Source organism: Mycobacterium sp. IS-836 (genome assembly GCF_001954275.1).
Taxonomy (GTDB): Bacteria; Actinomycetota; Actinomycetes; order Mycobacteriales; family Mycobacteriaceae; genus Mycobacterium.
The window spans coordinates 30,895-44,514 of the sequence record NZ_MBEU01000039.1 but is presented as its reverse complement, the minus strand read 5'-3'; the positions used below and the strand labels follow the sequence as shown (position 1 = coordinate 44,514).

Below are 13,620 nucleotides of genomic sequence, written 5' to 3'. Positions count from 1 at the left end.
ATCTCAAAGCGGCCCGCCATCGCCCGCATCGCGTGCGGGTCAGTCATAAAACGTGTTGCCATCTTGGCTATCTCCTTATTACTCAGTTATTTAGGTTTTTCGGTGTGATGGACGACGATGGCCGGACCGGCTACGCGGTGGCGCAACCGTCGAGCCGCATGGATGAAGATGATCCCCCCTTCGCGTCAGCCGGCGGCCACCGGACGCTCAACACAGTGAGACGGACGTCGGACCCTAACCGCGGCGTTGGAGTCGACGGAGTACTGAACTGCTGGAAGCTTGCCAAGGAATCCACTTCGGTGGGGGTCCGTCCAAAGCCTTAACGTGCGAGCGCCGGTCAGCCGGCGGCGACTGCGTTCGCTGCCTCGGTGGCGGCGTAAGAGCCGGAGCTCATGCCCAGGGTATTGACGAACATCTCGTGAATCGCCGCGGCCTGGGCGCTGACCGCCTGGTACATCTGCGCATGCGCGGCGAACTGAGCCGCGGTAAGCGCGGACACCTCGTCGGCGGCGGCGGGCACCACGCTGGTCGTCGGAGCCGCGGCGGCAGCGTTCTGGGCATTCAGAGTCGAGCCGATGCCCTGCAGGGTGCCGGCAGCAGCGGCCAAAGCCTCCGGCTGTGTCGTCACAAACGACATACTGTTCCTCCCTCGATTTATCCCCTACTCCCTGCAAGAGAGTAGATGACGGCGCCCCCGGAAACCGTGCTCCGAGGCCGCCTGTTCGCAAGTGTTCACGAAACGCTACTGCGAATTCATTTTTCGTAACGACACAGTAACAGCGTTTGGCCCCGTTTGGGGTGGTTACGGCCCTCTCACAGCAAAGCCCGGCCCCCCGCCCGGGCGAAAGTCCCCTGGCTGGTGCATTCGCGGGGGGTGTGGTGCTGATAGTCCCCGTTAAAAATCTTCCGGCGGATTAACTTGGGCCCGGCCCCAGCAACGATGACGTCGCGGGTGGGCCGGCCCCGAGGGACCCCCCACCAGAGCATCAACAAGACGGTTTAGCCGGCGGAGAGGGGGCGGGCCATGACGGTGGGTTTGAAGCCGTAGCGTGGGCCTGCGCCGGCGCCGCGGACGGGGCCGCCGACTCCGGAGGCGGGTACGCCGCCGACGAGGTTGCCGGCTCCGGAGTCCGGTGCGGTGATGACCTCGCTGACCGGGACCGCGGAGATGGGTTTGGCGATGGAGGGCGCGGTGGCTCCGGGCCAGGATTGGGGCACCGACAGCCCGGCCACGTGGGCGCCGTGCCCCAACCCGGCGGCCACCTGGCTGCCCCCGCCGCCCAGGGCAGCACCCAGCCCGCCCAGGCCTTGGGCGGCACCGGTGGCGGCCTTGGCCGCCGCGGGCGCGGCACCACCGAGGATGCCCGCCGACTTGGCGATCTGCACAAAGCTGTTGCCCATACCAACACTGAAGTACGGCAAACCCTCAGTGTTGTACAAGAAACCGGCGTACGGGGCGTACCCGTTCAGCACCGCGCCGAGGTTGGTGGGTGAGGCGGTCTGGCCGGTCAACAGGAACCAGATCTCAGAAAACGGATCGGTGGCCGTGGTGGCATTGGCCGTCGGGTTGGCCAGGCTTTGCAACTGGCTCGGCGTCGAGGTCACCGCCTGCTGCAGGGTGTTTTGCGCGGTACCCGCCGAGGTGCCCGCGGCCGTGGCCGTGGCGGCGGACTGCTTGGCCGAGGCCGAGGGATCGGCCACCTGCGGGGCCGCGGTATACGGGGTCACCTTGGTCGCGGTCGCCGACTGACCCGCATAGGTGTACATCGCGGTGGCGTCTTGGGCCCACATCTCCCCGTATTGGGCCTCCAACTGCGCGATCACCCCGGTGTTTTGCCCCAACACATTGGTGGCCACCGCCTGAGCCAGCGTGGCCCGATTGGCCGCAATCAACGGCGGGGGCACCACCGAAGCAAACGCCTGCTCAAAGGCCGCCGCGGCCGCACTGGCCTGACTGGCGGCCTGCTCGGCCTGAGCGGCCGTGGTGCTCATCCAATCCACATACGGCTGCACCGCCGCGGCCATCGACGCCGAGGCCGGCCCCAACCACTCCTCGCTCGAAAGCTGAGTGACCACGTTCTCATACCCCAACGCCGCCGACTGCAACTCCGCGGCAAGGGCATTCCACGCCGACGCCGCCGTCGTCAACGACGTCGACCCCGCACCGGCATACAACCGCGCAGAATTAACCTCCGGCGGCAACGCACCAAAATCAATGGACATGTGGTTCCTCCTCAATGACCTTCCGGCGCAAGGCCTTCGGGATGTGGTTGCTAGTCTTCGGCATTTCTTTATCCTGCCGATGGTGGTCGGGTGAGTACGTTGTAGCGGAAGCCGTAGCGCACGCCGAGGTTGCCGGTGCGTTGTGCGCCGCGTCCGCCGACGAGGGGGACGCCGCGCATGGCGGCGTTGGTTCCCGCGGCGTTGGCGGCGTCGGGGTTGAGCAGTTGGGTGCTGACGAGTTTGGTGGCGGCTTGTTCTTCGGCGCCGGTGGCGCTGGCCCAACTGGGTGGGACCGACAACCCGCCGATCTTGGTGGCCGCCGACAGGCTTGCCGTGGGCAGAGCGCTTGGGTGAAAGGTCCATCCCCCGACGCCCAGCGCGGCGAACTGCGGCGTCGGAAAGAAGGCGCCTTGCGCGCCGGCCGTCGTTCCCACCGGACCGTTGAACGTTTGCTGCGCAATGCTCGAGAAGAAGCTGGCGAGGCCGTTCGACTGATAGGGCAAGCCCGTCATTCGTTTCAGCACCGTGTCGTAGTTCGCGGGGACGAGTCCGAGCCAGTTGTTGGTGGGGGTGGGCAGGCCTTGGGTGGAGAGGTTGTCGAGCAGGTTTTGCAGCCAGGTGAAGGGTCCGGTTGTGGTGGTGGCGGCCGTGGTGGCTTGGGTGGTGGGTGTGGTGGTGGCCGCGGCCAGTTGCGGGGTTACCGCGGCGACGTTTTGGGCGGAGTTGCCCGCCGGGGTGGCCTGGGCCTGGGCTACCGCGAGGGCCTGTTCGGCCGGCGCCTCGGGGGTGGTGGTATTCGGCGGGGTATCAAATGGCTCCAAGGCTGAGGCCAGCGCCGCTGAGGCCGAATAGGCATACATGGTGGCGGCGTCTTGGGCCCACATCTCCATGTACTGGGCTTCGGTGGCCATGATGGCCGGGGTGTTTTGGCCGAAGAAGTTGGTCGCGATCAGCGTCATCAACAACACCCGGTTGGCCGCGATCACCGGCGGGGGCACCGTGCCCATAAACGCGGTCTCGTAGGCCCCCGCGGCCGCGCGGGCCTGGTTGGCGGTCTGCTCGACTTGCCCGGCCACCGTGGACAGCCAGCTCACGTAGGGACTGACCGCGGCCAGCATCGACCTCGAGGCCGGGCCCACCCAGGGCGCGCTGGTCAACTCCGAAACCACCGACCCATAACCACTAGCGGCCGCGGCCAACTCCGCCGCCAACTCATCCCACGCAGCAGCCGCCGCCAACATCGGCCCCGAGCCAGGACCCGCATACATCAGACCGGAATTGATTTCGGGCGGTAACGCCGCGAAGTCCAACACCGTGTCCTCCTCAGTTGACCGTGATCGCGCTTGCGATCGCAGCCGTCAGACGATCTGTGGGCGGGGTCGCGATCTGGTCGACGGGCGTTGTCGCCAATTGCGACCCCAGGGACCGCGCTGGCCCTAGGCGAGTCACTGACGGGGGTCTTTCGACTCGGCAAACGGAATGGCCGGGTGTCCGGTCCGGAAAGACATGCGCATTGCCTAGCTCAGCCCCACTGTCAGCAACCGAGCGACAGCTCACTTTTTGTCTGAACTGCCGCTCGCACAAGACATTAGCGGGTCATCGAGCCCATACCGACCAACGGCGCCACGTTTTGATTACCCGCCAGCCACTATTCATTCCAGGCCAGCTCCTGTTCATTTGCGACAACCGATTGTTCACCCGCAGTTTGCTTTTCGGCCGTCACTCCTCTTCGAGGATCAGCGCCATCTCCGGACATGAAGCCACACCGTCGCGCGCAAACTGCACATCCCCGGGCGCCACCTCGTGCTCCTCGAGGACCGAATAGCCCGACTCGTCGATGGGGAACAGGTTTGGGTCGACGGCATAGCACTGCGCGTGGCCCACGCACTTCGACTTCTCGAGACGAACCCTCACGGCTTCCTCCCCCGACGGCTAGTGCCGAATCGGACTTGACAAATCGGCGGTTAGATCGGTCGGTCGCTAGAGTCTAGACCGGGAAGACAACCGGGGATCGGAGCGCATGAGCACCCTTGGCGATTGGCAGCCGGGCACGTTCTACCTACCGCGCCTCGACTACCACACCTTGCCGATGGCCGAAGACCGGGGAGTCGGATGGAAGACGCTGCGCGACGCCGGACCCGTGGTGTTCATGAATGGCTACTACTACCTGACGCGACGCGAGGATGTGCTTGCCGCGCTGCGCAATCCCAAGGTCTTTTCGTCAACGATCCTGCAACCGCCCTCGGATCCGTTGCCGGTGCTCCCGCTGGCGTTCGACCCGCCGCAGCACACGCGCTACCGCAAAATCCTGCAGCCGTATTTCAGCCCGGCCGCGCTCAGTAAGTCTCAGCCGGTGCTGCAGCGGCACGCGGCCGAGATGATCGGGGCGCTCGCCGGCCGGGGCGAGTGCGAGGTCATGGCGGATTTCGCCAGGCTCTACCCCTTCCAGGCCTTCCTCGACCTCTACGGCCTGCCGCTGGAGGACCGCGACCGACTCATCGCGTGGAAAGACGCCATCATCGGCGACAAGGACAACGTCACCATCGCCGAGATCCAGGCAGCAGAGCTGGCACTGCTCGACTATCTCAGCGCGGCGGTCCAACACCGCCGCAAGGAGCCGGGCCCAGACATGCTGTCGCGGGTGATGACCGGGCCGGGGGACTTCACCGATCTCGAGCTGCTCGGCATGAGCCACCTGTTGGTCCTGGCGGGCCTGGACACGGTGACGGCGATCATCGGCTTTTCTCTGTTCGAGCTCGCGCGCAGGCCGCAGCTGCGCGCCGAGCTGCGCGATAATCCCAAGCAAATAAGGGTTTTCATCGAAGAAATCATTCGACTGCAGCCGCCGGCGCCGGTGGCGCCCAGGATCGTCACCGAGTTCGTCAACGTCGGCGGCATGACGCTGCCGCCGGGCTCGCAGGTCCGGTTGTGCATGGCGGCGGTCAACCGCGACGGCAGCGACGCCTGGTCCACCGATGACTTGGTAATGGACGGAAAAGTGCACCGGCACTGGGGATTTGGCGGCGGACCGCACCGCTGCCTGGGCTCCCATCTGGCACGGATCGAGCTGACGGTGATCGTCGGCGAGTGGCTCCGGCAGATCCCCGACTTCGAGGCGCCGACGGACTACGCCCCGGAAATCAAATTCCCGTCAAAGTCCTTCGCGCTCAAGTCATTACCGCTGCGCTGGGGCTGACCTACTTGCGTAGCTCGGTCGCCGCCACCTGAACGAACACGCCGGTGTCCTCGGCCATCAGCAGACCGCGGCCACGGGGCAGCGGACCACCCTTCATCTTGCCGCGGATGAAGCCCTCGTCAGGATCGGCATCCATCACCAGCAATGGGGCGTTCGCCTGGTGCAGTGCCCGCAGGATCGGGTCGCTGCCCGCCGACGACCAGCCGCCGAACGTCCGCGTCACGAGGACGTGCAAGCCGACGTCGGCCGCCCTGGTCACCCAGGGTGCGGCCTGATGCAGCGGCGAGTCGAAGCCCGGGGGAAGCTGCTGGATGTCGTCGACGATCAGGAAGATCTCCGGACCGCTCCACCACGACCGCGACAACAACTCTTCCGCGGACAGGCCGGGCGGGGGTTGCCGACTGGCCAGCACCGCCGAGAGCTCACCCATCATCGCCTGTACGCCGTCGAGGTTGTAGGCGAATTTCTCGACGTACTCGGAGCCCAGCACGGTCAGCAGCTGACGGCGCGGGTCGACCAGCCACACCTGGGCCGACGGCCGGTCCGGCGGGGGCGTCGGCGCGCTGCTGGCGCCCGGCGCGTACAAACGGCCGATTTCGGACATGATGGTGGCCAGCGTCGTGGTTCGGCCACATTCGCGACGGCCCGTCACCATCAGGTGGGCATTCTCAGCGAAATTCAGATACACCGGCGCCAGGTCCAATTCCGATATCGCCCAGGCGATTCCGCCCGCGCCCACACCCTGGCGGGTGTCCCGGGCGGCCAGCTCGCGCACCTGTTCCACGCCGAACCGGGCGGGCAGCCGGCGGACCGGCGTCGCCTGGCCGCTCGCGATGCGGCTGACGGCGTCCACGATGCTGTCGGATTCGAAGACGTTGTTGGCCGTGTTGGCCAGCGCGGGACGCGCCACCAACGTGTGCAGACCCGCCTGCGGGTCGCTGTCGAGCCGGACGTAGTTGACCGCGACCATGCCGCGCCCCGGCTTGACCGGAACGTCCTTGGCGAACCGGGACCGCACCAGCTTGGCGTCTTCCACCGCGGCCAGTCTCAACTCGACCCGGGAACCGAAACCGCTCCGGACCGGCGGGCGCAGCTCCGACTCCCGGTCGGCCGTGACCACCACATGGACCCCGAAGGAGGGGCCCTGGTTGATGATCATGTTCACCTGCTCGATCAGCACCTCGTTTTCCTCGGCCAGGGCCCGGTAGTTGTCGATCACGAGGTAGACATCGCCGAACCCGTCGTTGGGCACCGCGCCGGCCTCGCCACCGAACTTGCGCCGCCGGAACACCTCCATCGACGCGATCCCGTATTCGAGGAAGCTGCGCTTGCGCTCCCGCACCAGCGCCAGCAGTTCGGCCACCGTCCGGCGCACGCCATAGGGATCCGTTGGGCCGGCCACCTCACCGACGTGGGGCAGACGGGCGACGGTCGTCAGCGCGGTGCTGCTGTAGGCCAGGCAGTAGAACTGGACCTGCTCCGGCGTGTGGGTCAGCGCGGCGGAGCAGATCAGTGTCTGCAGTGTGGTGGTCTTGCCCGAGCCGCCGGCGCCCAGGATCAGCACGTTGGCACCGGGCCCGGAGGTGTCGACCGTCCACGGCGGCTGGTCATGCTTGAACGGGCGGTCGATGATCCCGATCGGGAACACCAGATCCCTGGCGGTGCCGTAATCCTGTTGCCACTGGCGGCCGAGGAAGCGGTTGACCAACTCGTCGATGGCGACGGGCTGGGTCAGCGGCGGTTGCCATAACCGGTACGGCTCGAAATCGATCTTGCGGAGCTGATCGATGATCACCGTGCCGACCTTCGGTGTCCTGATGCCCTCTTCGTCGTCCTCGCTCTCGAGGGACTCGACCTCGAGCGCCTCTCCATTCGCCTCGGCGGCCACGGTGTCGACATCCGGTCCGCCGACACTAACCTCGAGCGGGGTGAACGAGTTCGTAAACAATTGCGGGCGTACGTAATCGATGCTGTGGACCAGCTGCGGCGTCTCGTCGCCGTCTAGGTCGATCCCGCGCGGGTAGTAGTCGCGCCACAGGAACTCGGCCTGGAACCGGATGATGTCCTCGAGGCTCTTCCGGAAGTAACCGAGACCCGCTTGGGCCGGGAGGTTCACCGCATTGGGCACACCGGCCGCCTGCGCCGCACCCGCGGTGCGCGCCTTCAGCACCAAGCGATATCCCATGTTCTCCATGAGCTTTTCGGCGCGGCTCTCGATGGTCTGCGACGCCATCATCAGGTGGATCCAATATGCGCGGCCCTGCCGGCCGATCGAGTCCAGCACGTCGACGGCGGTCGGCATGATGCGGAACCACTCGTAGAACTCGTCGATGACGACCACGAGCATCGGCAGCGGCGGCATGTCCTGGCCGCGGGCGCGCATCCTGGACCGGACGCTGTTGTACTCCTTGGCGTCGTCGACGCCGGCGTTGTCGCACACCGCCTTGCGGCGGGCGATCTCGCCCCACAGCGCGTCCAGGAAGCGCTCCATCAGCGCCTGGTCTTCTTCGAGGTCGGTGATGATCCGCGAGACGTGCGGCACCCCGGCGAAGGGCTTGACCGCGGACCCACCCTTGAGGTCGGCCAGAACGAACTGCAGCTCCTCGGGTGGGTGGCTGAGCATCAGCGACTCGATCACGGTACGCACCAGCGTCGACTTACCCGAACCCGTTGTCCCGGACATGACGCCGTGCGGCCCGTCGCCGCCCTCGTCGAGCGACTTCATGTCCAAGAACAGCAGCTCGCCATTGTCGGAGCGGTTGCCGAACGGCGCGCGCAACCTCGACCGGCCCATGGTGTCGGTGCGGCTGCCCCACAGCGCGTCGAAGTCGATGTCGGCCGGATCATCAATTCCGTAGTAGGACAAGATGTCCCGGGCGCCGATGTGAGCCACCCGCTGGCCGATCTCCTCGTAGGCCTCGGCGATGCGCCAGCGCGCCAGCTTCTGCGCGAACTCTTCGGCCTCCGCGGCGCTGAGCTGGTCGGTCAGTGCGAAGAACCAGGGCTTCTCGTCGATCACCATCCAGGTGTCGCGGTCGCGGGGCAGCGCCTCGATCACGCCCTTGTCGTCGAATCGCAACGTGCGTTCGGGCACGGATGACCACATCGACGAACCGGTGAGGTCGAAGAACGTCACCCCGTCGACACCCTCGGCGCTGATCACGTACTCCCACTGGGGATCCACGGCGTCCGCGATGATCACGGTGTGGGGCGTGGGGGTCTGCGCCGACGAACTGGCGTGCCGGGGCGTGAACGAGCCACGGCCGGCGAACAATTCGGCTTGCTCGGCGGCGAATTCGCGCACCGACGCGTACACCATCCGCGCGTTGCCCGCCGCGTCCTGGCGCCGCGGGTCCCCGAAGTGCGGCAGCCACTTGACCCAGTCCCACTCCTCCAGGTCCGAAGTCACCACGACCATCTGCACGTGGTCGGGGCCGTGTGAGAACGCCAGCTGGCACACGATCGCCCGCATCAGCGCCAGTACCTGGTCGCGGTCGCCGACCAGCGAGTACCACGGTTCGACCAGCAGGGAAATCATTTTGGGCAGGTTGTAGACGACGCTCTGATAGCGCCCGAACTCCTGTAGCGCCTTACCGGTCACCGGCTCCAGCTCGATGTCGGTCGGCATGTTCTGGGGCTCACCCCACGTCACCTCGGGGCGCGTCATGCCCACACCGACCCGGACGACACCGAAGTTGAGGTCCTTGCCGTCGGGCTTGCGTTCCCACATCCGCGGCGACCCCACCGCGGCCGCCAGCGTGTCCGGCGCCGGGTGGAACCACCGGTAGTTGGCGTCCATGCTGTCCGCCGACTCGTGGGCGGTGTCGCGCAGCATGTCCAGCATCAACATGAACTGGGCGCGCATCGAGTCCAGCTTCGGCCGGCTCATCTGCTGCTGGCCGCCGAACCGGCCACCGAACATCATCATCGCGACACCACCGATCATGAAGATCGGGAAAATCGCTCCGGCGCCGCCGAATACGCGCGAGCCGCTGGCGAAGACCATCGCCACCATGCCGATCAGCAGGCCGACGACGAGAACGCCCACCACGATCAGCCACGTCGGTTTGCCTTCCGGCGGCGGAACGCTCAACGGCGTTGGGAGGACGATGTTCTCCGGCTTGATTACCGGGGGCTTCTCCGGTGTGGGCCGGGCAAAACCACGTTTCACTTCGGTACCGCCAACTCTGCAGGGGACATATCCATCGGAAGGGTGTCGTGCTGGACCAACGCGTCCGCTCGCGACAGCGTCGGTCCCTGCGGCAGCAGGCGCAGCGCCACCCACGGAGCCTGACTCGGCTTTGTTTGCAATCCCAACGCCTCGCGCACATCGCGGGTGTCGTCCACTCCGAACCGGGCGCCCGCATCGGTGAGCCACCACAGGGATTCGGTCGTCTTGGCGCCGGGGTCGTTACCGGTGACGGCCACGAAGTTCGCGAAGTTGGGTCCGAAGTAGACCTGGTCGGCCTCGCGGCCGCTCGTATCGGCCTTCACCAGCGACACGACCCGGTTGGTGTTGCCCTGGGCGACCGGGATGGTCGGCCCGGAGATGACCTGAATGCGAGCCCGGTTCTCCCCGGACGTCTTCTCCCACCACCAGCACGTCGCCGGGTTCTCCCGGATGTCCATCACGTTCAACGGGTTGTCCGGATAGGACGAGAGATCCAGCTTGTTGACCACCGGCATTTTCGCCAGCGCCGCGGGTTCGACGGTCACGGGCTTGGCGTTGGACGGACCGCCGGCATTCTGCAGGATCTGAGCCACCAGCGGTGGCAGCGTCTGCACACCGTCGGCCAGCACCAGCGAATACTGTTGCGGCCCACTGATTTGCGGGGTGACCAGCACGGTGCCCACCGGCCCGGGAGCTCCCGGGAACGTCGCCGGAGTGCCCGCGTTCTGGATTTCCGGCACAGTCAGTTCGGGCCCCACCGGCAACGCGTCGAATAGGGCGCGGCTCATCGGCTTCGCCATGCTGACTTGCTCGGGCGTCATTCCGAGCGGCAGCAGCACCGCCCGGTTCGCGCCGTCAACACGCGACCGGCGTCCGTCCCGGATGACCCATGCGTCGCCGCCGTAGCTCAGTACCACCGCGTCCGATCCGGTCAGCACCCGCCGGTGGCCGCCGAGGTCCGGGGTTCCGTCGATCACCGTCACGGTCACCCCCGACGGGGAGCCGGCTCCGGTCGAGGCGATGGTGTCGCACACCAGCCATGAGGACGAGGAGGGGCTGGTGGGCCCGAAAGTCGACGGCGCACCGGGGATGCCGACCATCGGGCCGCGCGGGAGTTTGGCGATCTGGCTGGAGCGAACCAGGTGCGGGTTGTCCGGGCGCCCAGTGATCAGCCGCGCCGACGCGAGATTCAGCGCCGGGTACAACTTGTCACCGACGCGGACGTACAGCGCGCCCGAGTCGCGGTCCGCGATGATCGGCGACTCGTTGATCTGGCCCGACGGGCTGATGAACGACCACAGCAACGCTCCCAGGCAGATCACGAGCGCCGCGGAAATCGACGCGACCACGGCCAGGTTCTGCCGGCGCCCGGGCTCGATCTCCATACGAACCCGCCAGCGGGTCAGCGCCATTGCCGTCCGCCGGGCCAGGAACTGGTAGCCGGTTACCTGGGTCCGGGTCGACAAACCGAGGCCGTATCCCGACCCACGCTGTCCGCGACTTTCCTCCGCCACGTTATTTTCACCATCCGGTCTGCTAGAACGCCTGGACGTTGTCCGGCGTGCGAACTACCCGATAACCGTAAGGCACCCGCAAACACATCGCCATGCGGCGAGATTCGCGTTCGCTTTTACGTATTGCTATATCCCTGAACCCAGCCCCGCTGATCCCCCCGGCCGGATTTCTTGGTGTCCTACGAATGGTAGCGGCAATTTGCGGCCCCGTCCTGTTGACGAGACGTTTGGTTGAACACTTGCTGACCTGCGGACGAACAGGGGGTGGAGCGGTCACCGGCAAAGCAGGGTGACGCCGAGCCGAGTCGCTGCCGGTGGGGTCATGGACGCAAGATGGGCGACATGACTGAGCTCGCGCCCTCGCTGGTCGAACTTGCCAGGCGGTTCGGCATCGCGACCGCCTACGAGGACTGGACGGGCCGGGGGGTGCAGGTCAGCGACACCACACTGGTGGCGGTGCTCGCGGCCCTCGGTGTGGCCGCCGGCACCGAGCAGGAGCGCAACGCGGCCATGACGGCGCAACTGCGCGCGTATTGGGAACGCCGGCTGCCGGCGACCATCGTCGGGCGCACCGGCGCGCCGACGCGGTTCTGGGTGCACGTGACGCACGGTCATCCCGCCGAGGTGTGGTTGCAGCTCGAGGACGGCACGGTGCACGGCGGGATCCAGCAGGTGGACAACTTCTCTCCCCCGTTCGATCTGGACGGCCGCTGGGTCGGGGAGGCCAGCTTCGTGTTGCCGGCCGACCTGCCGCTGGGCTACCACCGGGTGCATTTGCGTTCCGGCGACTCCGAGACCAGCGCCGCGCTGATCATGACGCCCGACTGGTTGGGGCTGCCGGAGCAACTCGGCGCCCGCCGCGCGTGGGGACTGGCCGCTCAGCTCTACAGCGTGCGGTCCCGACACTCGTGGGGCGTCGGCGACCTGACCGATCTGACCGATCTCGCGGTGTGGTCGGCATCCCGCCACGACGCCGACTATGTGCTGGTCAATCCGCTGCACGCGGCCACTCCGACTGTTCCGATGGAGCCGTCGCCGTACCTGCCGACGTCGCGCCGCTTCTTCAACCCGCTCTACCTTCGCGTCGAGGCCATCCCCGAATACTCCGAACTGACCAAGCGCGGCCGGGTGCGGCGGTTGCGCTCGGAAGTCCAGCAACGGGCCGCCGAGCTCGACGCCATCGACCGCGACAGCGCCTGGCGGGCGAAGCGGTCGGCTCTCAAGCTGCTGCATCGGGCACCCCGGTCGGCGGGTCGCGAGCTGGCCTATGCGGCATTCCGGGACCGCGAAGGTCGTGCGCTCGACGACTTCGCCACCTGGTGCGCGCTGGCCGAGAAGTACGGCGGCGACTGGCATCACTGGCCGAGCTTCCTGCGGCATCCCACGGGAGCCGGGGTCGCGCGATTCGTCGAAAAGCATTCGGAGACAGTCGATTTCCATCGCTGGATGCAATGGCAGCTGGACGAGCAGCTCGCCTTGGCGCAATCGCAGGCGCGGCGGGCCGGAATGGCCATCGGCGTCATGCATGACCTTGCGGTCGGCGTGCACCCCAACGGTGCCGACGCGTGGGCCCTGCAGGACGCGATGGCGCTCGGCGTGACCGCGGGGGCGCCGCCGGACGAGTTCAACCAGCTCGGCCAGGACTGGTCGCAACCGCCGTGGCGGCCCGACCGGCTCGAAGAGCAGGAGTACCGGCCGTTCCGCGCGCTGATCTCCTCGGTGCTGCGCCATGCCGGCGGCGTGCGCATCGACCACATCATCGGATTGTTTCGGCTGTGGTGGATTCCCGACGGCGCGCGGCCCACCCAGGGCACCTACGTGCGTTACGACCACGAGGCGATGATCGGGATCGTCGCCCTGGAAGCGCACCGGGCCGGCGCCCTGGTCGTCGGCGAGGATCTGGGCACGGTCGAACCGTGGGTGCGGGACTACCTATTACTCCGCGGCCTGCTGGGCACCTCGATCCTCTGGTTCGAATTGGATCGCGACGGTAACGGCGGGCCCTTGCCGGCCGAGCGCTGGCGCGAATACTGCCTGTCGTCGGTCACCACCCACGACCTGCCGCCGACCGCCGGCTATCTGGCCGGCGACCATGTGCGGCTGCGGGAGTCGCTGGGCTTGCTGACCCGGCCCGTCGAGGCGGAGCTCGAGTCCGACCGCGCCGAACTGGCGGCCTGGCTGGCCGAACTGCGCCGGGTTGGGCTGCTGAGCGAAAACGAGCCCGACGTTGCAGACCCCGAACAGATCGTCCTCGCGCTGCACCGATACCTGGGCCGGACGCCTTCGCGCCTGCTGGGGGTGGCGCTGACCGACGCCGTCGGGGACCGCAGGACGCAGAATCAGCCCGGCACCACCGACGAATACCCGAACTGGCGCGTTCCGCTGACGGGCCCCGACGGCCGGCCTGTGATGCTCGAGGACGTGTTCACGGATCGCCGGGCGGCCAGGCTGGCCGAGGCCGTGCGCGCCTCGGTCGCGCCTCCCGCCGTCTGACGAGGACCACCTGTTAGCGTCGG

9 protein-coding genes are annotated in these 13,620 nt (G+C 67.2%); 3 read left to right on the top strand and 6 right to left on the bottom strand.

Features of this window, described 5'->3' with window-relative positions; genetic code table 11:
* Positions 1 to 323, top strand: a 323-nt coding sequence (locus A5747_RS25455; protein ID WP_217695734.1) for a hypothetical protein, incomplete at its 5' end; no start/stop codon positions are given.
* Between the two features lie 14 nt (positions 324 to 337).
* On the opposite strand, the gene A5747_RS11870 is transcribed toward A5747_RS25455, so the two are convergent.
* The 4 genes from A5747_RS11870 to A5747_RS11855 form a co-directional block, all read right to left on the bottom strand.
* Complete coding sequence (locus A5747_RS11870) at positions 338 to 637, bottom strand: PE family protein (protein ID WP_076124307.1); 300 nt, start codon at positions 635 to 637, stop codon at positions 338 to 340.
* A gap of 362 nt (positions 638 to 999) precedes the next feature.
* A complete protein-coding gene (locus A5747_RS11865; protein ID WP_139333143.1) occupies positions 1,000 to 2,217 on the bottom strand; it encodes a PPE family protein in 1,218 nt (405 codons plus the stop codon).
* Between the two features lie 74 nt (positions 2,218 to 2,291).
* Positions 2,292 to 3,536 carry a PPE family protein gene (locus A5747_RS11860; protein WP_076124302.1) on the bottom strand — a complete coding sequence of 415 codons (1,245 nt, stop codon included), beginning with the start codon at positions 3,534 to 3,536 and terminating at the stop codon, positions 2,292 to 2,294.
* A gap of 406 nt (positions 3,537 to 3,942) precedes the next feature.
* Positions 3,943 to 4,137 carry a ferredoxin gene (locus A5747_RS11855; RefSeq protein WP_076124300.1) on the bottom strand — a complete coding sequence of 65 codons (195 nt, stop codon included), beginning with the start codon at positions 4,135 to 4,137 and terminating at the stop codon, positions 3,943 to 3,945.
* Between the two features lie 106 nt (positions 4,138 to 4,243).
* Between A5747_RS11855 and A5747_RS11850 the strand changes: the two genes are divergently transcribed.
* A complete protein-coding gene (locus A5747_RS11850; RefSeq protein ID WP_076124298.1) occupies positions 4,244 to 5,419 on the top strand; it encodes a cytochrome P450 in 1,176 nt (391 codons plus the stop codon).
* 1 nt (position 5,420) lies between these two features.
* Here the strand turns inward: A5747_RS11850 and eccCa are convergent, their stop codons facing one another.
* Positions 5,421 to 9,590 (bottom strand): type VII secretion protein EccCa, encoded by a 4,170-nt coding sequence (gene eccCa, locus A5747_RS11845; RefSeq protein ID WP_076124296.1) that lies wholly within the window; start codon positions 9,588 to 9,590, stop codon positions 5,421 to 5,423.
* Positions 9,587 to 11,104 (bottom strand): type VII secretion protein EccB, encoded by a 1,518-nt coding sequence (gene eccB / locus A5747_RS11840; protein ID WP_076124294.1) that lies wholly within the window; start codon positions 11,102 to 11,104, stop codon positions 9,587 to 9,589. Before eccB ends, eccCa begins: the two co-directional genes overlap by 4 nt.
* Positions 11,105 to 11,446: 342 nt before the next feature.
* Between eccB and malQ the strand changes: the two genes are divergently transcribed.
* Entirely contained in the window at positions 11,447 to 13,597 is a 2,151-nt protein-coding gene (gene malQ / locus A5747_RS11835; protein WP_076124317.1) for a 4-alpha-glucanotransferase, read from the top strand.
* Positions 13,598 to 13,620 lie beyond the last annotated feature (23 nt).